The organism is Mycobacterium dioxanotrophicus (genome assembly GCF_002157835.1).
In the GTDB taxonomy this organism is placed as follows: Bacteria; Actinomycetota; Actinomycetes; order Mycobacteriales; family Mycobacteriaceae; genus Mycobacterium; species Mycobacterium dioxanotrophicus.
Genome location: NZ_CP020809.1, coordinates 6183137 through 6206796 on the forward strand (window position 1 = coordinate 6183137; position 23660 = coordinate 6206796).

At 66.5% G+C, this 23660-nt stretch carries 23 protein-coding genes and 3 pseudogenes; 17 read left to right on the top strand and 9 right to left on the bottom strand.

The annotated features are described in order from the left end of the window. Position 1: 1 nt before the first annotated feature. Genes BTO20_RS30065 through BTO20_RS30085 form a run of 4 tightly spaced genes read left to right on the top strand, consistent with a single transcriptional unit; the run spans position 2 to position 3396 of the window. Positions 2–724 carry a flavin reductase family protein gene (locus tag BTO20_RS30065; RefSeq protein WP_087079539.1) on the top strand — a complete coding sequence of 241 codons (723 nt, stop codon included), beginning with the start codon at positions 2–4 and terminating at the stop codon, positions 722–724. Further along, positions 721–1815, top strand: a complete 1095-nt coding sequence (locus tag BTO20_RS40735) for an alpha/beta fold hydrolase (protein WP_232490897.1) — start codon at positions 721–723, stop codon at positions 1813–1815. The genes BTO20_RS30065 and BTO20_RS40735 overlap by 4 nt, the downstream gene beginning before the upstream one ends. Continuing rightward, positions 1812–2675, top strand: a complete 864-nt coding sequence (locus BTO20_RS30080) for an MBL fold metallo-hydrolase (protein WP_087079540.1) — start codon at positions 1812–1814, stop codon at positions 2673–2675. The genes BTO20_RS40735 and BTO20_RS30080 overlap by 4 nt, the downstream gene beginning before the upstream one ends. Before the next feature lies 1 nt (position 2676). Then, entirely contained in the window at positions 2677–3396 is a 720-nt protein-coding gene (locus BTO20_RS30085; protein WP_087079541.1) for a hypothetical protein, read from the top strand. 49 nt (positions 3397–3445) lie between these two features. Here BTO20_RS30085 and BTO20_RS30090 read toward each other — a convergent pair whose 3' ends face one another. After that, positions 3446–3880 (bottom strand): DoxX family protein, encoded by a 435-nt coding sequence (locus BTO20_RS30090; protein WP_198344587.1) that lies wholly within the window; start codon positions 3878–3880, stop codon positions 3446–3448. 151 nt (positions 3881–4031) lie between these two features. Here BTO20_RS30090 and BTO20_RS30095 point away from each other — a divergent pair, with 151 nt between their 5' ends. The 4 genes and pseudogenes from BTO20_RS30095 to BTO20_RS40740 all read left to right on the top strand — a co-directional run. Continuing rightward, entirely contained in the window at positions 4032–4679 is a 648-nt protein-coding gene (locus tag BTO20_RS30095; protein WP_087082892.1) for a helix-turn-helix transcriptional regulator, read from the top strand. 319 nt (positions 4680–4998) lie between these two features. Beyond that, positions 4999–6021, top strand: a complete 1023-nt coding sequence (locus BTO20_RS30105) for an NAD(P)H-dependent flavin oxidoreductase (RefSeq protein WP_087079544.1) — start codon at positions 4999–5001, stop codon at positions 6019–6021. Positions 6022–6202: 181 nt separating this feature from the next. Further along, positions 6203–7216, top strand: a complete 1014-nt coding sequence (locus BTO20_RS30110) for an alcohol dehydrogenase catalytic domain-containing protein (RefSeq protein ID WP_087079545.1) — start codon at positions 6203–6205, stop codon at positions 7214–7216. A gap of 80 nt (positions 7217–7296) precedes the next feature. Then, positions 7297–8337 (top strand): annotated as a pseudogene (locus BTO20_RS40740) (YbfB/YjiJ family MFS transporter); the annotation flags it as partial. On the opposite strand, the gene BTO20_RS40745 reads toward BTO20_RS40740, so the two are convergent. Next, the gene (locus BTO20_RS40745; protein WP_232490898.1) at positions 8323–9312 is read right to left on the bottom strand and encodes a LysR family transcriptional regulator; all 990 of its coding nucleotides are present in this window, start codon (positions 9310–9312) and stop codon (positions 8323–8325) included. The pseudogene BTO20_RS40740 and the gene BTO20_RS40745 overlap by 15 nt on opposite strands. Positions 9313–9430: 118 nt before the next feature. Here BTO20_RS40745 and BTO20_RS30125 point away from each other — a divergent pair, with 118 nt between their 5' ends. Beyond that, complete coding sequence (locus BTO20_RS30125; RefSeq protein WP_087079547.1) at positions 9431–10144, top strand: SDR family NAD(P)-dependent oxidoreductase; 714 nt, start codon at positions 9431–9433, stop codon at positions 10142–10144. Further along, complete coding sequence (locus tag BTO20_RS30130) at positions 10131–10496, top strand: YybH family protein (protein ID WP_087079548.1); 366 nt, start codon at positions 10131–10133, stop codon at positions 10494–10496. The genes BTO20_RS30125 and BTO20_RS30130 overlap by 14 nt, the downstream gene beginning before the upstream one ends. Here BTO20_RS30130 and BTO20_RS30135 read toward each other — a convergent pair. From BTO20_RS30135 to BTO20_RS30150, 4 genes are all read right to left on the bottom strand, one after another. Continuing rightward, positions 10477–11466, bottom strand: coding sequence for an LLM class F420-dependent oxidoreductase (locus BTO20_RS30135; RefSeq protein ID WP_087079549.1), 990 nt, complete (start codon positions 11464–11466; stop codon positions 10477–10479). The genes BTO20_RS30130 and BTO20_RS30135 overlap by 20 nt on opposite strands. A gap of 156 nt (positions 11467–11622) precedes the next feature. Further along, positions 11623–11859 (bottom strand): non-oxidative hydroxyarylic acid decarboxylases subunit D, encoded by a 237-nt coding sequence (locus tag BTO20_RS30140; protein WP_087079550.1) that lies wholly within the window; start codon positions 11857–11859, stop codon positions 11623–11625. Between the two features lie 13 nt (positions 11860–11872). Then, positions 11873–13297 (bottom strand): non-oxidative hydroxyarylic acid decarboxylases subunit C, encoded by a 1425-nt coding sequence (locus BTO20_RS30145; protein ID WP_087079551.1) that lies wholly within the window; start codon positions 13295–13297, stop codon positions 11873–11875. Between the two features lie 20 nt (positions 13298–13317). Next, positions 13318–13908: a non-oxidative hydroxyarylic acid decarboxylases subunit B gene (locus tag BTO20_RS30150; RefSeq protein WP_087079552.1), complete on the bottom strand. Its 591-nt coding sequence runs from the start codon at positions 13906–13908 to the stop codon at positions 13318–13320. 87 nt (positions 13909–13995) lie between these two features. Here BTO20_RS30150 and BTO20_RS30155 point away from each other — a divergent pair, with 87 nt between their 5' ends. The 7 genes and pseudogenes from BTO20_RS30155 to BTO20_RS30180 all read left to right on the top strand — a co-directional run bounded on the left by BTO20_RS30155 (position 13996) and on the right by BTO20_RS30180 (position 18925). Beyond that, a complete protein-coding gene (locus tag BTO20_RS30155) occupies positions 13996–14880 on the top strand; it encodes a helix-turn-helix domain-containing protein (protein WP_087079553.1) in 885 nt (294 codons plus the stop codon). Positions 14881–14928: 48 nt separating this feature from the next. After that, a complete protein-coding gene (locus tag BTO20_RS30160; RefSeq protein WP_087079554.1) occupies positions 14929–15354 on the top strand; it encodes a pyridoxamine 5'-phosphate oxidase family protein in 426 nt (141 codons plus the stop codon). 262 nt (positions 15355–15616) lie between these two features. After that, positions 15617–15730: pseudogene (locus BTO20_RS41150) on the top strand (hypothetical protein); the annotation flags it as partial. Then, positions 15722–16282: a transglycosylase SLT domain-containing protein gene (locus tag BTO20_RS41405; protein WP_408632214.1), complete on the top strand. Its 561-nt coding sequence runs from the start codon at positions 15722–15724 to the stop codon at positions 16280–16282. The pseudogene BTO20_RS41150 and the gene BTO20_RS41405, both read left to right, overlap by 9 nt. A gap of 17 nt (positions 16283–16299) precedes the next feature. Next, complete coding sequence (locus BTO20_RS30170; RefSeq protein WP_157680354.1) at positions 16300–17076, top strand: hypothetical protein; 777 nt, start codon at positions 16300–16302, stop codon at positions 17074–17076. Between the two features lie 13 nt (positions 17077–17089). Further along, positions 17090–18280, top strand: coding sequence for a WXG100 family type VII secretion target (locus BTO20_RS30175; protein WP_087079557.1), 1191 nt, complete (start codon positions 17090–17092; stop codon positions 18278–18280). A gap of 48 nt (positions 18281–18328) precedes the next feature. Further along, entirely contained in the window at positions 18329–18925 is a 597-nt protein-coding gene (locus tag BTO20_RS30180; RefSeq protein ID WP_087079558.1) for a class I SAM-dependent methyltransferase, read from the top strand. A 387-nt stretch (positions 18926–19312) separates the two neighbouring features. On the opposite strand, the pseudogene BTO20_RS30185 reads toward BTO20_RS30180, so the two are convergent. The 3 genes and pseudogenes from BTO20_RS30185 to BTO20_RS30195 all read right to left on the bottom strand — a co-directional run bounded on the left by BTO20_RS30185 (position 19313) and on the right by BTO20_RS30195 (position 23613). Further along, positions 19313–20595 (bottom strand): annotated as a pseudogene (locus tag BTO20_RS30185) (DUF222 domain-containing protein). Between the two features lie 216 nt (positions 20596–20811). Continuing rightward, positions 20812–22635, bottom strand: coding sequence for a S9 family peptidase (locus BTO20_RS30190; protein ID WP_087079559.1), 1824 nt, complete (start codon positions 22633–22635; stop codon positions 20812–20814). A 114-nt stretch (positions 22636–22749) separates the two neighbouring features. Further along, entirely contained in the window at positions 22750–23613 is an 864-nt protein-coding gene (locus BTO20_RS30195; RefSeq protein ID WP_087082894.1) for a helix-turn-helix transcriptional regulator, read from the bottom strand. Between the last annotated feature and the right edge of the window lie 47 nt (positions 23614–23660).

The window sequence follows — 23660 nt, forward strand, 5'->3', positions numbered from 1 at the left end:
AATGATCATCGACGCAGACAACCTCGACGCGACGTCGAGTTACAAACTTCTCATCGGCAGCGTGTTGCCCCGCGCCATCGCCTGGATCAGCACCGCCTCGACCACCGGAGTCGGCAACATCGCGCCGGTGTCCTTCTTCACCGTGGTGGGCCGCATTCCGCCGATTCTGTCGGTATCGCTGCAGCCGCGGTCCGACGGCGTCACGCTCAAGGACACCTTCGTCAACATCCGCGACACCGGCGAGTTCGTGGTGAACATCGCGTCGATCGACCAGGCCGATGCGTTGCACCGGTCGGCGTTCGAATTCGATTCCGGTGTCGATGAATTCGAGGCCCTGGGGCTGACGAAGGCACCGTCGGAGGCCATCTCGGCACCCCGCATCGCGGAGGCACCGATCTCCTTCGAATGTGTGGTGGACCGCATCATCCCGATGCCGCCGCTACCCGACCATGTGGTGTGGGGCCGCGTGAAGCGCATCCACGTGCGCGACGACCTGTACCTCTCCCGCGGACGCATCGACGTCGGCGCGCTCAACGCATTCGGCCGCCTCGCCGCCGAATACACCATGGTCAACAACATCTTCACCACCCCGCTGCCCGACGGTCTGGCCCGGCAGCTGGCCTCCCAGCGCGCCGAACGCCTCGACGGCAAGGCAACCGACTACTCCCCGATCGACACCACCGACTGGTCACCGTCGGGCGCCACGAAGGCGGCGACGAAATGAGCACGCTGCTACTCATCCACGGCTTCCTCGATGACGTCAACGTCTGGGACGACCTCGTGTCCGCGCTGCCGGAAGACGTCAACACCATCCGCTATCAGCTGCCGGGTTTCGGGACGCGAACCGAGGATTGGACGCCCGAGCCGACACTGGCGACCCTCGCGGCCGAGGCCGGGCTTCTTCTCGACGGCGTCGAGGGCCACGCGATCGTGGTGGGCCAGAGTCTCGGGTCGCAGATCGCCGAACTCGTGGCGACCGCTCGCCCCGAGAAGGTCAGCGGCCTGGTGCTGATCACGCCGGTTCCGCTGGGCGGCACCCGGCTTCCTGACGACGCGTTGATCCCGTTCCGGTCGTTGGCCGCAGATGCCGCCGCGCAACGCGCCGCCCGGGCCGACCTGTCTCCGACCCTGACTGCCGAGCAGCTCGACCGCTTGACGCGGGCCGGTGTATCGGCACACCGGGACGTGGTCAGCCGCTACGTCGACGTCTGGAACGACGGTGTCACGGATGCGCCGCCGGTGAGCGCGTTCACGGGTCCCGTGCTGATCATCCGCGGCGGCGCCGATCCGTTCGTCACCGCTGCACTGGCTGCCGCGATCACGCCGCGCTTCCCGCACGCGCGCGAGCAGATCATCGACGGGGGTGGGCATTGGGTGCATGTCGAGTACGCCGGTCAGGTCGCAGCGTCCATCACCGAATTCGTGCGGGAGACGGGCTCGGCCGCAGGCTGGCGGCGCGGGTTCGCCGAGCAGTCCCGTGACACGTTCGCCGCGACCTTCGCCGGCGATGTCGTGCTCGATGCCACCACACTGCCCGACCCGGTCGAGGGCCGGGACCAGGTGGCCGCGACGCTGGCGGCGGCGAGCTCGATCTACGAGTCGCTGGAGTTCACTGCCGAGGTCCACAGCGGCTCGTCAAGCTATTTGCAGTGGCGAGCAACGGCTTTCGACAACATGTCGCTGCGCGGCGTGACCATCCTGGATCGCGGGCCCGACGGCCTCATCACCGCGATCGCCATTCATCACCGTCCTCTGGGCGCGGTGCTGCGGTTCGCATCCGAGATTCGCGATCGTTTGGACGGGACGCAATCATGACCGCCACCTTGCAGCACCGGGTTCACGTCACCGCCCAGCTTCCGCAGGCTGGTCGGGGCCCGCTTCCCGACGGCAGCCCGCGGATGTGGTCGCCGACCACCTCGACGCTGATCACGGGAGCGCGCGATGCGCTGCTGGTCGACCCGCCGCTGACCACCGCGCAGGCGCGCGAAGTCGGCGACTGGGTCGCGGCAGCGGGCCGACGCCTCGCAGGCATCTACGTCACCCATGGTCACGGCGACCACTGGTTCGGCGCGATCCCGCTGCTGCAGCGGTTCCCGGACGCGGTGGTCTATGCCACTGCGGGTACGGCGCAACACATGGCCGGTCAGAACTCGCCGGAGTTCCGATCATCATTCTGGGACAAGGTGTTTCCCGGCGAACTGCCGACCGGTGATGTTGACGTCACCGTCGTCGGCGAGGACGGGTTCGAACTCGACGGGCAATGGTTGCAACCGATCGAGGTCGGCCACACCGACACCGATGCGACGACGATGCTCCACGCTCCCAGCGCCGGTCTGCTCGTCGCCGGCGACGTCGTCTACAACGGCGTTCACCTGTATCTCACAGAGTCGGGCGGGGTGTCTGGACTCGACCAATGGTTGGTCGCCTTGGATATCGCCGAGAGCCTGCGACCCGTTGTCGTGATCGCCGGCCACAAGGATCCCGATGCAGCCGATGATCCGGCACAGCTCGACGCCACCCGGCGGTACCTGAAGGATGCGCGTAGTCTGCTCGAAACATCCTCTGGTGCTGAGGATTTCTACGGCACCATGCTGGCGCTGCACCCGGACCGGATCAACCCCGGTGCGCTGTGGGGTGCGGCGATCACCCTGTTCCCGACGAACTCACGAGGTTGAGATGACGAACGTGGTAGCGGAGGTCCTGGCAGCGCACGGCGGACTGTCCCGGTGGAACGAGTTCTCCCGGGTCGAGGCGACGATCGTGACCGCAGGCAAGCTCTGGGGGATCAAAGGTCAGCCGCAGGACGCCACACCACGGCGGATGGCCGTGACGCTCCAGCGGCAGTGGGCCTCGGTAGCCCCGTTCGGCGCGCCCGACCAGAAGACCGATTTCACCGCCGATCGTGTCGCCATCGAGAAACTCGACGGCCGGGTGGTCGCCGAACTTGCCCACCCCCGTGACTCGTTCGCCGGTCACCACCTCGACACCCCGTGGACTGCGCTGCAGCGCGCGTATTTCAACGGCTACGCGCTGTGGAACTATCTGACCGCGCCGTTTCTGATGTCGTTACCGGGCGTCTCCGTCGAGGAGATCGAGCCGGTCACCGATCGGGGCGAGACGTGGTGCGGGTTACGGGTGCGCTATCCGACGAACGTCGCCAGTCACAGCCCGGTGGAGGAATTCTATTTCGACTCCGATCACCTGATCCGGCGCCACGACTACCGGGTAGACGTCGCGGGCGGGTTTGCCACCATGCATTACACCGACGACCTCGTCGAATTCGACGGCATCAAGGTTCCGACGAAACGTCGCGCGTACCGGTGCGATTCGACCGGCAGGCTGCTGCCCGACGAGCTCATGGTCGCCATCGATCTGAGCGACATCCGGTTCAGCTGAGCGACGCACACCCCGATCGCGCCGTACCGGGCGACCGGGGGGCCAGAGCTCACTTCGTTCCGCGGTGCCACGCAGGGTCATAGACCGAGGCCAGCCGAGCCAGTGTCAGTGCACCCAGGAGCAATCCGAAATCGCGCAGGGCGACGTCGTAGAAGCCCGGGTAACTCACCAGGTTGACGATGATCCCGGCGAGCCACGCTGCCACGACGTACGCCGCGTACCGCGGCTTGATGGCCACCGCGACGCCCGCCACGATCTCGATCACGCCGACGACGAGCATCGTCGGATGTGCGCCGATCGGGCTGAGCGCGACGATCCATGGGGCGAGATAGCCGTCCCAGTTCGCCAGGACGCCGAAGAACTTGTCGAGGCCGAACACTATGGGCAGCACGGTGAATCCAATGCGCAGCAGTAGGTACGCCCCATAGGCCGGGTCGGTGCGGACCCGCTGAAGTGTGTCGGACTGGCTCATCCCGTCGGCCATGTGCGCGTTCCAGGTGGTCATGACCACTCCTTTCTAAAACCAATTATTGATGTTTATAGACTCGACCTGCGATGACGGTTTTGTCAATGATCTTTGGTGTTAGAATTGGGGCGTGTTTCCCCGGTCCGCCGAACCCGCGGCCATGTCCGCGATGAGCGTCCTCGACGACCCGCTGCGTCGCGAGCTGTACCAGCTGGTGGCCGACAGTGGCGAGCCGGTGTCGCGCGAGGACGCGGCGTCGGCCGTGGGGATCGGGCGCACCCTGGCTGCCTACCACCTCGACAAGCTCGCCGATGCCGAGCTGCTCGCGATCACCTATCAACGGCCCGACGGTCGCAGCGGCCCCGGCGCCGGCCGGCCGGCCAAGCTGTACGGCCTCGCCGAACGCGAGTTCGCTGTCAGCGTGCCGCCCCGCGACTACCTGTTGCTGGCCGCAATCCTCGTCGCGGCGATCGAACAAGACACCGACGGCAGCGTCCGGGCAGTGGTCGCCCACGCCGCCCGCGAAGCGGGGTCGGAGGCGGCCCGGCAGGCTGACGGCGATCTGGTCGCAGCGCTGCGCGACTGTGGCTACCTTCCCCGCACCGACGGTGACGGCGATATCTCCCTGCGGAACTGCCCTTTTCACGCCATCGCCAGAGACCACCTCAACGTGGTGTGCGGTTTGAACCTTGAGCTGATCAACGGAGCGATTGCCGGCAGCTCGTCGAATGACGCACGGGCAGCGCTGAATCCGCGCCCTGGGCACTGCTGCGTCGAGCTGCACGACGTCATCCCCGTCGAACCGAGCCGAACGTGAAACCGTGACAACAGATATGCACGACATCGAGATGATCGACTTCGAATTGTGGGTCATCTCGGTGATTCGGGCGGCGTGCCGCCGCGACAGCGTGCGCCTGCCCAACATCGCCCGGGCCGACGAGCTACTCGATGAGCGATTGTCACTGGCGCACCCGCCGACACAGTGCCCCACCGGACCCACGGTAAGAGACAGAACCTCCCAGCATCGAAGAAAACGCTCATAGCCGACGGGCAGATCAGGGCGCGACGATTGTTGAACAGGTCGACGTGCCGGAAGTGACCGCACTACTGTCCACAGTGGATTCCTGGAGGCAATCATGAGCTCACCGATAGCGGATCTCGATCTGCGGATCCCGGTGATCGCCGCGCCGATGGCGGGCGGACCCACCACACCGGCCATGGTCATCGCCGCGCACAGCGCAGGCAGCTTCGGTTTCCTGGCCGCCGGTTACAAGACGCCCGAGGCCGTCGAGGCAGAGTTACACACTATGCGCGACGCCGGAATACCCTTCGGCGTCAACGTCTTCGCACCCAACCCCGTACCGATCTCGGCTGAGCGTTACGCCGAGTACGCGCAGGCGATGCAGCGTGAGGCCGACCGGTTCGGGCTCACGCTGCCCGACGCCCCGAACGACAGTGACGACCACTTCGCCGCCAAGGTCGACCTGCTGGGCGCCAATCCGGTCCCGCTGGTCAGCTTCACCTTCGGCATACCCCCACAAGACGTGATCCGCAGCCTGCAGCAGGCGGGCAGCGCCGTCGTACAGACAGTGACGTCGCGGGCCGAAGCGGAGGCGGCTGCGGCCGCAGGCGTCGACGCCCTCGCGGTGCAGGCCAGCGTGGCAGGCGGGCACTCGGGGACGCTCACCCCGGACAGTCCGCCGCAGGCCCTGCCCATCGGTGAGTTGGTCGCGCAGATCACCTCGGCCGTCAGGCTGCCGGTCATCGCCGCGGGCGGTGTCGGCACCGCTGCCGATGTGGCCGGCGCGCTGCAGGCCGGTGCCGAGGCGGTGGCCGTGGGTACGGTGCTGCTGCTCGCCGACGAGAGCGGTGCGTCAGCGACCCATCAAGCGGCTCTTGAGGATCCCGAGCGCACCGAAACCGTTGTCACCAAAGCGTTCACCGGCCGTCCGGCCCGCGGACTGCGCAACCGGTTCATCGACGCCTATGAAGCCTCGGCCCCGTTGGGCTACCCGGCGATCCACTTCCTCACCAGCCCGTTGCGCAAGGCCGCCGCGGCCGCCGGTGAACCGGAGCTCGTGCACCTGTGGGCCGGCACCGGATACCGGCATGCGCGCCGTGCGCCCACCGCCAGGATTCTGACAGCGCTGGCGCCCTGACCGAGGCCAGTTCTCGAAGGTGTTGTGCCGAGGATTGAGGTCAACATGCGGCTTGTCCTATTTGCCGCAATCCTCGGCGTAGTGCTCGGCACAGCTCGTCGCGCCCGATGACGTGACGAACCCAGGCCTCCCCTGCCAGAGTGGACACATTCCTTGGTCCGCCGACGACAGGAGACCCACCATGGCCACGCACCGCGCAGTCCACGTCGACACCGCAGGCGCCCCGCTGAAGCTGGCCGACGTCGAGACCACGTCCCCACCACCGGGCCAGGTCCGCATCGATGTGCGGGCATGCGGTGTGTGCGGCACCGATCGCGAGTTCGTCAGCGGCCACTTCCCGGCGATGACCTGGCCGCTGACGCCCGGGCACGAAATCGCGGGAACCATCGCCGAAATCGGCAGCAGCGTCGAGGAATTCGGTGTCGGCGACTCGGTTGCCGTCGGTTGGTTCGGCGGCAACTGCAATCACTGCGCGCAGTGCCGCAAGGGCCAGTTCATGCACTGTCTCAACGGTCAGGTTCCCAGCTGGCAGTACCCGGGCGGCTACGCCGCGTCGGTGACGGTCCCCGCCACCGCACTCGCCCGGATCCCCGCCGGGCTGTCCTTCACCGAAGCAGCGCCGATGGGGTGCGCGGGCGTGACGACGTTCCAGGCGCTGCGGACCAGCGTGGCCGTGGCCGGTGACCGGGTGGCCGTCCTCGGCGTGGGTGGGCTCGGCCACCTGGGTATCCAGTTCTCTCGCGCCATGGGATTCGAGACCGTCGCCATCGCACGGGGCGCCGACAAGGCAGCCGATGCCGAACGATTCGGCGCGCACCACTACATCGACTCCACGGCCGGCCCCGTCAGCGAGGCGCTGCAGAAGCTCGGCGGCGTGAGCGTCGTGCTGGCCACCGCCGCTAATTCCGATGCGATCGGCCAGACGATCGGCGGCCTGGCGCCCCAGGGCGAACTCATCGTGATCGGGGTGTCCGCCGACCCGCTGCCGATCAGTCCGCTGCACCTGATCACCCCGGCGCTGCGGGTGACCGGTCACCCGTCGGGCACGGCATCGCAGATCGAGGACACCATGCATTTCGCGCTGCTCAACAATGTCCGGGCCCAGATCCAGGAATTTCCGCTGGAAAACGCGGCGGACGCCTACGCCGCGATGGCCGAGGGGCGGGCCCGTTATCGGGGAGTTCTCACGATCTGAGAAGCGTGTGAGGCTTTGCCTTTCAGCTGCAAGATAATTGGACGTGGTCTGCGGGGCCGCATCGGGCACATCATGGGGCAATGCCGAAACACCCCTGGGCGCAGATCGTTCGAACTGCCGCCGTGCTGGGCGCGGCGATGGGCATCGGGCGCTTCGCGTACACGCCGATCCTGCCGTTGATGACCGCACATGCTCAGTTGTCCCCGCAGGCAGCCGGACAGTTGGCCACCGCCAACTATGTGGGCTACCTACTCGGCGCGCTCGCCGGGACGTTCTCGCCCCGGCTGGCCCGATCGGTGTCCGCCTGCCGAGCGTCGCTGCTGGTGCTGGTGGCGAGCCTGGTGGCAATGGCGTTGACCACCAACGTCATTGCCTGGGCGGCGCTGCGCACGGTGGCCGGTTTCGCCAGCGCGCTGGTGTTCGTCATCGCCGTCAACACGCTACTGGACCGGTTGCACGACCATCCGGCTCATCTGGCGGGCTGGGCCTTCGGTGGTGTCGGGGTCGGTATAGCAGCCTCGGCTGTGCTGGTGTTCGCGCTGCCCGCATCGGCGGACTGGCGGGCTGCGTGGTGGGCGGCTGCGGCGTTGGCCGCGCTGTTGAGCGTCTCGGCCTGGTTCATGCCGGCCGCGACGCACACGACTTCCGCGACGACGAAAACCCCGGTAGACCAACACAAGAAGCGGCACACGCCATTTGCCCTGCTGCTCACCAGCTACACCCTCGAAGGGGTGGGTTACATCATCGCCGGGACGTTCTTGGTCGCCGCCGTCGCGCAGCATTCCCCGGGACGGCTCGGCAACGGGACCTGGCTGCTGGTCGGTCTGGCGGTGATCCCGTCGGCGGTGTTGTGGGCCCGGCTGAGCTCGCGCTATTCGCACCCCGTGCTGCTCACCGCGGCGCTCATGCTGCAGGCCGCCGGAATAGCGCTGGCCTGCACCGGTTCCGGCAGTGCCGCGCTCGTCGGGGCAATCCTGTTCGGCGGCACGTTCATCGGCGTCAGTGTCCTGGCGCTGGCGGCCGGGCGGCTGCTGCAGTTCCCGGGCGCCGTCGCGTTGCTGACAGTGGGCTATTCGATCGGTCAGATCGTCGGCCCTGTCGCGGTGTCACCGTTGCTGCACAGTGGGTTTCAGCTCGCGTTGGTCGCCGGGTCGGTCATCGTCGTGCTGGCCGCCCTGACCGCGACCGCGATGGGGATCGTCGGGCGGCAGCCACACGCCGTCGCCGTGAACGCCTAAATCGCCTACCTCACTGGTGAATGCGTCGATCAGCGCGCGGACGGCAGCGTTGTCCTCGGCGCGGCGCCACACCAGCGACCAGGTCCACAGCGGGGTCGGGGCGACGATCGGGCGTCGCACCAGATCACGGGGCAGCGGGGCATCCTGCCCCTTTGGGTTGTTGAGCACCGGCCGGCCCAGTCGACGGACATGCTCGAAGAACGTCGGCCCGGTGACCCCGCCGTCGTCGGTGCGCATCAACCGGGCCCCGGTTTCCGCGGAGAACTCCTCGGCGTAGCGGTTCCAGGACGACCAGCTGGCCACGTCGGCGTCGACCAGCACCACCACGTCCTTGGCCGCGACCGGGCCGTCGTCGGTGCCGACGCACAGCGCGTACAGCCGGTCCACGCCGATGAGGTGCGCCTGAAGTGACAGCTCGGCCAGGTCGTCGGTAGGCACCCAGCAGATCGCCAGGTCCAGGCTGCCGTCGGCGACCCTGGCCGCCTGCGTGTGCGACGGCATCACCCAGGTGTCCACCCGCAGTTGCGCGACGCCGGCCGCCCGATCGGCCAGATCCACGGGACGCCAATTGACGTAGCCGATCCGTACGGGATCGGAGACCGCCAATCCCGTTGCCCGTCTGCGGAATTCATCGGCACGCCGAACCAGCGCACGAGCCTCGGGCAGCAGCGCCGCACCCGCCGGGGTGAGGGCCACCGACCGCCGGTCACGATCGAAGAGACCGACCTTGAGGTCGCGCTCGAGCGCCTTGATCTGCTGGGACAGTGACGGGCCCGCGATGTGTAGCCGCTCGGCGGCGCGGCCGAAGTTCAACTCCTCGGCGACCACCACGAAGTACCGCAACTGGCGCAGTTCCACGGTTGCAGACTAGTAGGCGCAGCCTCTCAGCAGTGAGCAAACCCGTCGTGACCTGCGGGAGTCGACGGCTCCTTCGCTCTGTTGTATCCGGCGACGGACCACAGAAAGGGCCAGGATCATGAGCAACACACCCAAGGTAGCCATCATCACCGGGGCATCACAGGGCATCGGCGAGGCGCTGGTCGCGGGCTACCGCAAGCTGGGCTATGCCGTCGTCGCCAACTCCCGGAGCATCGCGGCGAGCGACGATCCGATGGTGCTGACGGTTGCCGGCGACATCGGTCAGCCGGGTGTCGGGCAGCGCGTCGTCGACGCCGCCGTCGAGCGGTTCGGGCGGGTCGACACCATCGTCAACAACGCCGGCATCTTCATCTCCAAGTCGTTCACCGACTACACCGACGAGGACTACGCCGCGATCACCGGGGTGAACCTGCGCGGCTTCTTCGAGCTGACCCGCGCCGGGATCGCCGCCGTCGAGGCGCACGGCGAGGGTGGTCACGTCGTCACCATCTCGACGAGCCTGGTGGATCAGGCCGACTCCCGCGTGCCGTCGGCACTGGCGTCGCTGACCAAGGGTGGGTTGAACGCAGCCACCAAGGCACTGGCCATCGAGTACGCGACTCGCGGAATCCGTTCCAACGCAGTGGCACTGGGCACGATCCGGACTCCGATGCATGATCCGTCCACCCACGAGTTCCTCAACAAGCTGCACCCGGTCGGTCACATGGGCGATATCGACGACGTGGTCGAGGCCGTGCTGTACTTGGAGACCGCCACGTTTGTGACCGGCGAGATCCTGCACGTCGACGGAGGCCAGAGTGCCGGACGCTGAGACGCTCCTTCGTGAGCTCCTCGATGAGTGGAAGGCCGGGGTGGACGGTCACGATCCGGACCGGGTCGCCGCGGTGTTCACCGAGGACGCGATCTTCCAGGGATTGCAGCCGCACAGCGTGGGACGGCGCGGCGTGTACGCCTACTACGACTCGCAGCCGGTCGGGCTGACGGTGGACTACCGGTTCCACGAAACCCGCAGGCCCGCCAGTGGTGTCGCACTGGGTTACCTGCGGGCGGACTTCACCCTCCCCGACGGCACGGCCGTCCCGCTGAACCTCAGCGTGCTGGCAACCTTGGGCCCTGAAGGCTGGCGGATCTCCTTCTACCAGGTCAGCCCAGTGCCGGGATGACCTCACGCTCGAACAACTCGATACCGGACCGGTCGTACGCGGCCTCGGGGAAGTACACGATCGCGTACTCACACCCGAGGTCGCGGAGCCGTTTGAGCCGTTCGACCACCTGTTCGGGAGTGCCGGTCGCGGAGTCGGGCGAGGCCACATTGGCCAGCATGGCGTCGACGGCGGGCTCACCGGCGACCGGGATCTGCCGTGCCCGGATGCGTTCGAGGCGCTCGGCGACGTCGGATTCCGACGTGCCGACGACGGCGTTGAAGTTGGCCGACCGCACGATCGCGCCGTAGTCGGTGCCGACCTCCTTGCAGTGCTCGGCAAGGATCTGCGACTTGTGGGCGAATCCGTCCGGCTCGGACGTGAAATTCGTGTACTGCGCATACCTGGCGGCGATCCGCAAGGTCACCTTCTCGCCGCCTCCGGCGATCCACAGTGGAATACCGCCGTCCTGTAACGGTTTCGGAGCGACGATCGCGCCGTCGACCTGATAGTGCTTGCCGTCGAGGCTGACCCGGCCATCGCGCCACGCGTCGCGCATGATCTGCACGCCCTCATCGAGCCTTGCCAGCCGCACCCCGGCGGACGGGAAGCCGTAACCGTAGGCCCGCCACTCATGCTCGTACCAGCCACCGCCGATACCCATCTGCACCCGACCACCCGAGATCACGTCGACCGTCGCCGCGACCTTGGCGAGATACACCGGATTGCGGTAACTCATGGCCGTGCACATCTGGCCCAGCTTGATGCGTGAGGTGGTCGCGGCATACGCCGCCATCAACGTCCAGGCCTCATGGGTGGCCTCGTCGGTGGGCACCGGCACGGTGTGGAAATGGTCGTACACCCACAGCGAATCCCATTCGCCCGCGTCGGCGTACGCCGCCAGATCACGCATGACCGGCCAATGTTGTTCAGTGGGTGTGCCTACCAGGTCGAGTCGCCAGCCCTGCGGAATGAAGAGTCCAAAGCGCATGGCTTCTGACTGTATGCCTCGGCGCTCAATCTGTCGCCGAGTGGCCGGTTATTGCACGCATTTTCGCGAGAGATGTCCCATAACTGGCCATTCGGCGCAGATCAGGCCACCGCGTGCCGGGCGCAGCGATCTTGATGGCATGACGCAGGGTTCGGGTCACGGCCTCACGCTACCGCTGATCAACGGTGGAATGGCCGGAACCTCGGGGGCATTGGCGATGTCTTCGACAGTCATCTTGAAACTGTCCGGGTAGCAGTCCCGCTCGGTGCGCCGCGCCGGCTCACTGGTGCGCCAGCAATACAGGCACTGCTGGCACTGCAACACGTCCCAGACCCCGGGAACCGGTGAAGTGTAGAGCTTTTCGATGGTCTCGAACGCACATCGTGGACACATCACGAGGTTCTCCTTAATGGTTGGTTTGCAGCTGTTGAAGTTTGGTGAGCCACTGCCCCATCTCGGGCAGATCTCGAACCTGGTTGCCGTAGTTGCCGCGCCGATCCGCGGCCACGGGTGTGGTGGCGTCGATGATGAGCTTGTCCACCACACCGGGGGTATTGGCCTGCGGTGCGAGTTCGAGGATCGGCAGGTTGCGCACCTGCACCAGATCCCCGGCAGGGTTCATCTTCGTCGACAAGGCCCACATGACCTGCGGCAGGTTGAACGGGTCGACGTCCTCGTCGACGACGATCACCGTCGCGGCGTAGCCGAGTCCGTGCGGCGTGGTCAGCACCCGCATCCCGACCGCTTTGGCGAATCCGCCGTAACGCTTCTTGGTGGACACGATCACTACCAGGCCGTGGGTGTACATCGCGTTGACGGCCTGCACCTCGGGAAAGTCCTTCTTGAGCTGTTCGTACAGCGGAACGCAGGTATTGGCGGCCATGAGGTAGTCGATCTCGGTCCACGGCATGCCCAGGTAGAGGTGCTCGAACACGGGGTTGTCCCGGTAGGAGATACGGTCGATGCGAATGACGGTCATGTTCCGGCCACCCGAGTAGTGTCCGGTGAATTCGCCGAAGGGCCCTTCGATTTCACGCTTGTGCCCTTCGATGACGCCCTCGATGACCACTTCGGAGCCCCACGGCACCGGTAGCCCGTGCAGAGGCGAGCGGGCGATGGGTGCCGGAGCACCCCGCAGCGCGCCGGCCAGTTCGTACTCGTTCTGGTCGTACTCCATGGGTGTGGCGGCGACGATCGAGATCACCGGGTCGTTGCCGAGCGTGATGGCGATCGGCAGATCCTCCCCGACCTGCTCGGCTTTGTGCAGATGCTGGGCGATGTCGTGCATCGGCACCGGCTGCAGCGCGAGCTTACGACGACCCTTCACCTCGATCCGGTAGATCCCGACGTTCTGCTTACCCGAATTGTCCGGATCCTCAGGATCTTTGGACACCACCGCGGCCTTGTCGAGGTAGAAGCCACCGTCACCGTCGTTGAGCCGGATCAGCGGTAGCACCTCGAAAATGTTGATGTCGTCACCGGTCTGGATGTTCTGTGCCCATGGCGGGTCCTCGCGCCATTCGGGCGCGACCGGGAACTCGGCCCAGCGCGCGATGAACTCCTCCACCTGCGCCTTGACGCCGGTGTCCTTCGGCAGCCCCAGCGCCAGCGCGTGATTGGCCCACGACCCGTGCACGTTCATCGCGATGCGGGCGTTGGTGAAGCCGGTGACATTGTCGAAGTACAGCGCGGGCGCGTTGTCGCCGAGCCGAGGCGCGGCGTTGGCCGCCGCGGCGATGTCCGGTTCAGGCATCACCTCGTCGGTGATGCGCAGCAACTGCCCCTGCTCGTCCAGGGTCTGCAGAAAGCTGCGCAGATCGTCGTAGGCCATAGCGTTCTCCTCTCGGGTTGTCAGGCGACGGAATGCATTTCGCGGGCGGCGCGGATACCGTCCCAGCGTTTGGCGGCCGGGGCAGGTAGGTCGAACTGGTCGAGGATGCGAGCGACCACGTGGTCGACCATGTCATCCAGGGTTTGCGGGTGGTTGTAGAACGCCGGCATCGGCGGCACGATCTGCACGCCTTTGCGGGCCAGGTCGAGCATGTTCTCGAGGTGGATCTCGCTGAGCGGGGTCTCGCGCGGCACCAGTACCAGCTTGCGGCGTTCCTTGAGCACGACATCGGCGGCACGGCCCACCAGTCCGTCGGCGTACCCGGCGCGGACGCCTGCCAGCGTCTTCATCGAACACGGCACGATCACCATGCCGTCGGTACGGAACGAACCCGATGAAATGGTCGCCCCCTGGTCCTCGGGATGGTGTACGACGTCGGCGAGCTGCCCCACCTGCGCGGTCGACATCCCGGTTTCGAGCTCGATGGTGGTACGCGCCCAGCGGCTGAGCACCAGGTGGGTTTCCACCTCCGGCAGCTGTGCGAGGATCTCCAGCAGCCGGATCCCGAAGACGGCCCCGGTCGCCCCGGTCATCCCGACAATCAAACGCATGATGGTCTCTTTCGGTCGACTCTGTGTACTGAAATCAGACGTTACGGCGCATACACTGGAGCCGACCACGCCCCAGGCGGACACCATATGGTGAAAATCGGACAACCCGAGGTGAGGGAAGTGCTGCCGACCGAGGTGCCGTTCCACGACTCGACGGACACCCCTGGCGTCGAAGTGCTCACCTTTGCCGCACTGACGCGGCGGGCGCGCGGTCACGGCCTCGACCCGTTCACCCCGATGCGCCCGGCGTTCCACCATCTCGTCACGGTCACCGGCGGCCCCCCGCTGCACTGCGCGGTCGACTTCACCGAATATGAACTGACCCAACATGACTGGCTGTGGATACGGCCGCGCCAGGTCCTGCAGTGGCGGCCCGACCTGGCCGATTCCGAGGGCACCATCCTGCTGTTTCCGTCGGGCTTCCTCGACGAGACCACGGTTGCGACGGCGCACGTCGACAGCCCGGCCGCGGCTCCGACCCCGGTGCGATCCTCCACGGCCGACCGGACCGCCCGACTCCTCGTCGACGCGCACCGGGACCAGACGGGCCTGCCTCAGGCCATCCGTATCGAGATCGTGCGCCACCTGCTGTCGGCACTGCTGCTGCACCTGGCAAGCACCGCCGAGAGCTCGTCGACGGATCCCACCAACACCGTGTTCCGTGACTTCCAGCTGGCCGTCGAGCGCGACTACGCGCACCGGCACCGGGTCGAGGACTACGCCACCGACCTCGGGTACAGCGTGCGCACGCTCACGCGGGCGTGCCGGCTGGCGACCGGCCACGGCGCGAAGCGTGTCATCGACAACCGGGTACTACTGGAGGCCAAACGACTGCTGGTGCACACCGACCTGACGGGCACCGCGATCGGCGCCCGAGTCGGCATTCCCGACCCGACGATGTTCACCAAGTTCTTCCGCACCCGTACCGGCGAAACCCCCGCAACTTTTCGGTCCCGCGTCCGCGGAATCTGAATACAGCTGGGTCACAGCATTTTCCAAATGTCGTTCTAGGCTGTCAGGATGGCCCTCTCCAAGGACGAACGCGAACAGTTTCTAGCCGAACCGCACATCGCCGCCCTGTCGGTCTACGCCGGCGACAAGCGCGGACCGCTGACCGTACCGATCTGGTACCAGTACTCCCCCGGCGGTGAGCCTTGGCTGCTCACCGGCAACGGGTCCCGCAAGCACCGGCTGATCGAGGCGGCCGGTCACCTGTCGCTGATGGCCGAGCGGCTCGAACCGAGCGTGCGCTACGTGGCGGTCGACGGGGCGGTGAGCCGCATCGAGCCGGGCACCGACGAGCAGCTCGTCGAGATGGCCAAGCGCTATCTGGCCCCGGACAAGGTCGAACCGTACCTGGAGTACGCGCGCCGCGAGCACGGCGAAAGTGTCGCGGTCTACTTGAAGCCCGAGCACTGGCTCTCCGCCGACCTGGGCAACCTCTGATCCCCAAGGCGTTCACAGCAATCTGACAGTTGGTTCACAGATCTACTGGCACAACGGAATTGGCGCGCAGACGACAGCTCATCGGCGGTTAGGCTCCGTGGGTGGCCCCGAAACTGCGCGTCGATCCGAGTGTCTTGCGCTCAGCTGCTGACGGGTTCAACCAGATCGGAGCCGCCCTGTCCGGCGCGAACATCGGGCAGGGCCTCTCCGGGCTGACCGCGAGCCTGCCCGATTCGTCACCGGTGGTGCTGCCGAGCAGGCCGCCGCGATTGTCGACGGCGCCGCCAGACGCGTGGGTACAGAACTGTCTCAGCTCTCCACCAACCTGGGTTCCGCAGCCGACAAGTACGAAAAGACCGATGCCGAACTGGGCAGAAAGCTCGACAAGACCGTCGATGATCCTGTTAAGAAGGACGGCGGCGGCACGAAGAAGGACGAGCCCGGCCCCACGGCGCCCGCTGGTCCGCAGGCCATCCCCGTCGACCAGGTGACCTACGCCAACGGCAATTGGCCCTCGGGCGCCGACGCCACCCGCACCGCCATCAATCAGGCCCTGGACCAACGCGGCGTCACCGACCCGGCTGCACGGCAACGCTGGATCGACGCCTACATGACTCTGACCGAGCACGAATCGTCGTATAACCCCATGGCGGTCAACAACTGGGACATCAACGCCAAGCCGCCCAACTCGACCTACAAAGTCTCCGACGGCTCCGGCAACGGATGTTCGCGCGGTCTGGCCCAGTGCGTGCCGGGAACTTTCGCCCGATACCACCAACCCGGCACGTCGAACGACATCTACGATCCCGTCGCCAACATCGCCGCATCGATGAACTACCTGGTCGGAAACTATGGCGTCGCCCCGGACGGTTCGGACATTCTCGCCAAGATCCCGCAAGCCAACCCTGGCGTCCACCAGGGCTACTGAGACTGAACAGGAGTTCGATGACAGCCAGGCACGCGTTGGCGCTCGTTGTCATGACAGTCGTTGCCGCCGCGGCCATGTCGGCCTGCGGGACCACGACGACAGGCACACCCCAGGCTGAACCGATCACCCAGACAAGCTCTACCCAGCCGAACCCGGTCGCGACGGCCGAAACGGCGAGCGCTTCCCCGTCATCGAGCGCGAAATCGCAAGCAGCGGTGCCTGTGCCGGCCGCAGCGTGGATCAGTGCCGACCGAATTCCGCAAAACTCCGACCAACCGTGGCCGGATCTCGCTGACCGCGCCGAACCGCTGGGAACAAACACGTTCCGCCTCTACGGACTGTGCGGGGCGACACCATCACCGATTGCCAACGGGGACAACGCCCGAGCCGTGGTGGACAACGGTGACGGCCACTGGTCGGCCGAACAAGTCATCGTGCACTACCCCGGTGACCCGTGGACCATGGGGCAGACAGTGAGCCTCGATGCCGCCAACCTGCAGAACGTTCTGACCCAGTGCACCTCCACCGCACCGGGTACAACACTGCAGTTCACCACCCCCGTGAGCTCAAGATGTCCCAGCGTGGCGCGCGGTGGATGCCACCAGGTTGCCGCTGAAATACGCTCTGCTGACGGCCAATCCACGGCACACGTCTACCTTGCCAATGTCGGCAGCACCATCACCGAGCTGACAGTGTGGGCCAACGGCACCCCCAGCACACCATGGGCCGGCGCCGCTGACGAAGATGTGTTCGCCGCCATGAACCCGCAGCTGTGCACCGTGTGGGAATGCTGACAGGGACCCACCGATGACGGTCACGATTTCTACGGTCAGCGGTTCGCAACCCGAGCAGGTGCTGGCTGCCGCAGCCCATGCCGGGAATTCGGCGACCACCGTCAGTCAGCAGATCGACGCCGGGAAGCAGAACCTGGCCGCTTTGAAAAGTGGTTGGGAGGGAGGCGCTTCCGAGGCTGCGGTCGCCAGTGCGGAACGTACACTCATCGAGCAGCAGAAGATTTCCGACGTGCTCCGTCAGCTGCAGTCCGCACTGTCCGACGGTGGATCGCAATTGTCAGCCATCCGCTCCGGCATCGTCGACGGAGTCGAATCGTTGACCCAGCAGGGTTGGCACGTCGCCGATGACGGCACCGTGACGGTGCGTCCGGGAAGCCCACTGGACCAACTGGCGAAGCTGAGTCCGGTCACCGCCATGCAACTTCGGCAGATTGCCGCAGCCAGCTCGGTCAAGCTCAAGGCAATGCTGGCGCAGTTCGACGGTGCGGACCGGGCCTTGGCCGACGCGGTTCGCAAGGCGACCGCAGGGCTCGACGCGTCAGCTGCCCCGGCCGGACCCCCGAATCGCTCAGACAATCCGTCGCCCAGCGAACCAAAACCCAAGGACGGCAACACCACTGCGCCCGAGCCCGGCCCGGGCGCCAAGCCGGGCGGCGTCGACGGTTCTGGCCAGACCACGCCTCCCACACAGAAGCCTGCGCCCGGCAGTCCACAAAGCGCCCCGCGCACGCCCGCCCAACCTCCGTCCGCGCCGACGCCGCGGCCCGCGTCCGGCACGACGCCGGCGCAGGCAGGCCCGTCGACCCCAGGCCGCAACCCCGGTGCAGCGCCGACTCGACCGGCATCGACGAACACCGGATCTGCGCCCGTCCAGGCCAACACCCCGGCACAAGAACCGGCCACCCGCTCAGGCCCGACATCAGCTCCGTCCGGTGCGGGCGCCCCGCCGGTCGGCAGGGGCGGGCCAGCCAGCGCAACCGCCTCGATGCCTGCGACGTCGGCGCCAACCCGGTTCGACGGCGGCACCGCCACGGCGACCGGCACCGCATCCGCTGCCACCAGCGGTGGCGAGCGCGTGTTCACCGCATTCGACGGTGGCGCGGGGAACTTGCCGACCGGATGGAAAGCCGAAGTCGACGACGATGGATTTACTCACCGCATCTGGGTCGATGAAGGCGAAGAGCTCGAACACGACGACTGGTGAGCCTGACCCCGCCTTGGCAGGCATCGCTCGACGGGGCAGGGTGGGGGTATGGCGTCCCGACAGCGGTTGTTCCGAGTGTTTTACCGGCTCGGCTTCACGCCGTGGGACGGGCACCCCATCGCTGAGGGATTGTTGGAGCTCATCGAGGGTGCGGATCCGCTGACGCCGGGCAAGGCCCTCGACGTCGGGTGCGGCACCGGCGACAACTCGATCTATCTGGCGCAGCAGGGCTGGCAGGTGACCGGCGTCGATTTCGTCGGGACGGCGGTTGTCAAGGCGCGAGCGAAGGCAGCCAGACGAGGCGTCGACGTGCGGTTCCTGCAAGCCGACGCGACGCGGCTGAGCACCGAGCCGGTCGACCACGACTACAACCTGATCGTCGACAGCGGGTGCCTGCACGGGATGAGCGCCGATGACCGCGACGCGTACGTCCGGGAGATCACCGCGGTCGCCGCACCGGACGCGGTGTTGTCCATCGTGGCGTTCGTCCCCGGCGCCTCGTTCGGTGTGCCCGGCATCGCCGAGGCCGAGGTCAAGCACCGGTTCTCCGAACACTGGTCGCTGTTGTCCAGCGGCAGCGAGCCCGCGATGGATCACAACGGCAAGGATCCGGCCCGGCACTACGTTTTCGCGCGCCGCAGCTGAGCGTGCCAAAGACCTTGCGCAGCTTGTGGCAGCGCCCTGCTCGACCGTCTTCATGTCGCGCTCCGGATCGATGACCGGTCGGCCGGCGGCATCGATGACTCCCGATGCGCGCAAGTGTGCGCTCCATTCATGAGCAAGGTTGATGCTAGCGATGCTGCCGAAGTGAAGTGAATAACATCGAAATACCGTCGCAAGCCCACTTCCAATACTCGATCGACGCACCGGGCAGCGCATCCACCGAGGACCAGCGCATCGCGCAGCATCCCTATCTGCTCATCGCTCCCGGACGATGTCCGACGAGTGCTCATGCTGTTCTGACCGCGTCACAAGACATTTCAGCGTGACGCGGTGTGACAGACCGCTCGAGCCGAGCCACGGCGAACCTGCCTAGTTCGTCGACGGTGGTGGCTCGGGTTGGAAGGGGGTGTACCACCACCAATCGGCGCGTTCGCCGGTCGGCCCGCGATAGGGCGGGACATCGGGTGGCGGTGTGGTCGGTGGACGCGCCAGGGAACCCGGGTGGAGTTCCCGACCGGTGGCGTCGGTGACCGTGAGTTGATGCGCGGGGCCGGTGATGGTGATGCCACCCTTGTGGTGCAGCCGATGGTGGTAAGGGCAGAGCAACACCATGTTGTCCAACTCGGTGGGCCCGCCATCCTCCCAATGGACGATGTGATGCGCGTGCAAACCCCGGGTCGCTCCGCAGCCGGGTACCGCACAGCACCGGTCCCGACGCTCCAGGGCGCGGCGCAGCCGACGGTTGACGGTGCGGGCGGAACGCCCCGCCCCCATCGGTTGCCCGTGGCGTTCGAACCACACCTCGCAGGTCGTGTCACAAGTCAGGTAGCGCCGCGCCGCGTCGGTGAGCACCGGGCCCAGATGCAAGGCTGCGACGGGTTTCTCGCCATCTGTATCGAGATCAACGTGCACGACGACGGTGGTGTGCTGCCCGTGCGGGCGGGCCGCCACATCAGCATCCCACCCCGCCTCGACCAAACCCATGAACGCGTCCACAGCATTCGGGAAGGGTGGCGCCTGCTCCGAGACCTGGTCGGCATTTCGTGGTCGCGTTTCCATGCCGCGATCTGCGCCTCGTGGTGGGACTGCATACCGGCATCGAGTTTGGCTGCCTCCAGCCGGGGTAGCACGATCTGATAGGTCGTGTAGTCGTCGTGCACCTCTTTGCGGAACGACCGCTTCGGCTCCGGCTCGGCTTCCGCGTCGGCTTCGGGTTCGGGTTCGGGGCGCGGTTCCAACTTGACCGCGGTACGCAACTGGGCGACGGTGGCGACCGCAGCCAGCTCGGCGTAATGCGCATCGGAACCGTCGGCGGCGTGTTCGGCGATCACGCCGACCTGATCCAACGACAACCTGCCCTCCCGCAGGCCGTCGGCACACAATGGGAACTCGTCGAGGCGACGCGCGACCGTCACCATCGTGTCGGCATTATGCGGCGTGACACCGGTTTTCCACGCCACCAACGCCGTGATCGACCGAGCACCCGTGGCACCACACAACTCGTCGCGCTCCAACTCGGCGACGATCTCGACCGTGCGTCCGTCGATCGCGTTGCGCTGCCCGGCCAACTCCGACAACTCCTCGAACAACACCTCCAAACGCTGCGCGGGGCTCACCCCGTCAGCGTCGAAAGGTGTTGACTGCGAGGACATACCACCATTCTGGCAGAGGGCACCGACAAAACCGGACTCGCAGCGCGTCAGCCTCAACCCTCCAGTCGCGCCCGCAAAGGCCAAGTAAGTGCTGCGAGAACTTCAGGGACTCAACGATACTGAAACGTTTCCGATACGCCACTTGAGACTGCACCCAGGGTCGTGAATCGTCGAATTCCACAGCCCTGAGTGCAGTTTCAACGCGGCGAAGCTGTCTCACTCCGCGCGGCCGCCGAGGTGCTTGGCGAGGAAGCGGTCGACGTGGTGGTAGAAGTCCAACCGGTTCTCCGGCTTGACGAAGCCGTGACCTTCGTTCTCGTACATCACGTATTCGTGCTCGATGCCGCGCTCGGTCATCGCCGCGACGATCTGCTCCGACTCGGCCCGCTTGACCCTGGGGTCGTTCTCGCCCTGGCCGATCAGGATCGGAATCGTGATCGCGTCCACCCGCGACAGCGGCGAGCGCGACCACAGGAAGTCCGGGTCGTCCCCAACGCGCTTGTGCCACAACTGGATCATCGGCTTCCAGTACTCCGGGAACGACGCGATCAGGGTGTTCAGGTTGGACGGACCGACCGCGGAGACAGCGCACGCGAACACGTCGGGCGTGAACGTCGCACCGACCAGCGCCGCGTAGCCCCCATAGGAGCCGCCGTAGATACCAACACGCTTGGCGTCGATGTAACCCTTGCCGACCAGATTGTCTACGGCGTCGAGCAGGTCGTCGTGCATCTTCGCGGCCCATTCGCGATTGCCCGCGTTGAGGAACTCCTTGCCGTAGCCGCTGGAACCTCGGAAGTTGACCGACACGGCGACGTAGCCGCGGTTGGCCAGCCACTGCGCCTCGGGGTCGAAACCCCAGCCGACGCGGGCCCACGGCCCGCCGTGCACGTTGAGCACGGCGGGTAACCCGGAGCGCTCCACCCCGGGCGGGAACGACAGGTAGCCGTGGACGGTCAGGCCGTCGCGGGAGGTGAAGCTGAACGGCTCCATCGGCACCAGCGGGTAGTCGTTGAGCTCGGGACGATGGTCGAACAGGAACGTCGGGGTTTGCGAGGCCCGGTCCCAGAGATAGTACTTGACCGGGCCGGCGTCGTTGTCGAACGCGACCAGCCAGGTGCCGTCGTCGGCGCTGCGGTCGGTGATCATCAACTCACCCGGGCTCAACTGTTCCAGCGCGTCGATGTCACCGCGAATCCGGTCGTCGAAGATGCGGTACTGCACCCGATCTGCGTACACCGTTACGCCCTGGATCTCGCGGGTGTCCTGGTCGATGATGGTCCCGCTGACGTCATACACCGGGTCCTCGGCGATCACCTCGACTGCACCGCTGGCGATGTCCATCTTCACCAGCCGGGTGGTGTTCGAGTCCACCGAAGACAGCAGATACATCGCGGTGCCGTCCAGGCTGAAGCTGACCGGGCCCGTCGTCTCGGCGTCCTCCGGTCCGACGTCCAGCAGCACCCGCCAGTCCCCGTCCTCGTCGTCGCGCACCAGGATCGTCATGCCGCCCTGGGGTGTGGGAGCCAACGCGCCACGCACCCGCAGGTCGGTGTCGACCACCCAGCCCAAGTAGCCCGGGTTCTCCAGAATCTTGCGCAGCTCACCGGTCGTCAGATCCAGGTGGTAGACGTCGTGCAACTGCGGATTGGACTTGTTGATGCCGAGCAGCACCTCGTTCGGAAATCTCTTGCGGTGCGCGATGATTCGGCACTGGACATCGTCCAACGGGGTGAGGTCGCGCTCGACGCCGGTGCTGGGGTCCACGTCATAGAGTCGGAAGTTCTCGCTGCCGTCCTTGTCCATGACGTACATCAGGTGCCGGTTGTCCCAGGTCCAAAAGTAGTTCTGGATCCCCCGGTCGGTGTCGTGGGTGACCGGCTGGGCGGTACCGGCCCCGATGTCCCCGACGAACACGTTGAGCACGCCGTCGAGCGGTGCCAGGTAGGACAGCCGCGTCCCGTCGGGCGATATTTGCGCACCCACGCGCTCGGGATTGCCGAACAGCACTTCAAGCGGGATCAACGTCGCATCCGCCATGACAGCCCCCTTGTCGTCGGTGTTGCGACGTCAGTATTGCCGAGCCGACCTGCCGAGCAGACGCAAACTCCCCCAATTCCGGGAGGCGGTTTCACGAGTTGCCTGCACCGGCTCCTAGCGCTCCGCCCGAAACTCACCCCATTCCGAGGCCCCGGCGCCCAGCACCGACAGCAATTGCAGCTTCTGGTGGCTCTCGCTTCCCGGCACGGCGGTGTACACCAGCAGCGTGTGGGCGGCGTCGGGGTCCAGCAGGATCTGGCAGTTCAGTTCCAGGTAGCCGACCTCGGGATGCTGATAGCGCTTGACATCTCGCGGGCGGATCCCGATCTCGTGTTCCTTCCACAGCTCCCGGAATTCCGCGCTGGAGGAGGTCAGCAGATCGGCGTAGCGCGCGGCCTTGGACTCGGGCCCGCGCAGGGAGAGCACGCCACGCAACCCTGCCACGTACATCCGCGAGTAGAACTCGTGGTCCTCGACCGGATACAGATCGCGGGCGGCTCGATCGGTGAACCATCGATAACCGATGCTGCGGGATGGGCCGGTGTAGCGGCACAGATCGCCGACGAGCGCAACGCCGAGCGCCGTCTGGCGCAGCGTCTCCCCCAGTTCGGTGACAATCTCGGCCGGGGTGTCGACGAGCCGGTCGAAGATGCGCAGCATGCCGGGGCTGATGTGGTCGGTGCTCTCCCCGCGGGTCGGTGCCTGATGTCCGGCCAACCGGAACAGGTGATCACGTTCGTCACGAGATAGATGCAACCCCTGGGCAATCGAGGCGAGCATCGCCTGCGACGGCTGCGGTCCGCGTTCCTGCTCCAGCCGCGAGTAATAGTCCGCGGACATGTGGCACAGCGCGGCAACCTCTTCGCGCCGCAACCCACTGGTTCGGCGCCGCTTCCCCCTGGGCAATCCGACGTCCTCCGGCTGCAACGCATTTCGCCGTCCGACAAGGAACCCCGCCAGCCCCGCACGATCGATCATGGATGCATTTTCCCGCAGCGCCCGGTCCGCAGCCACGGATCGTCAGA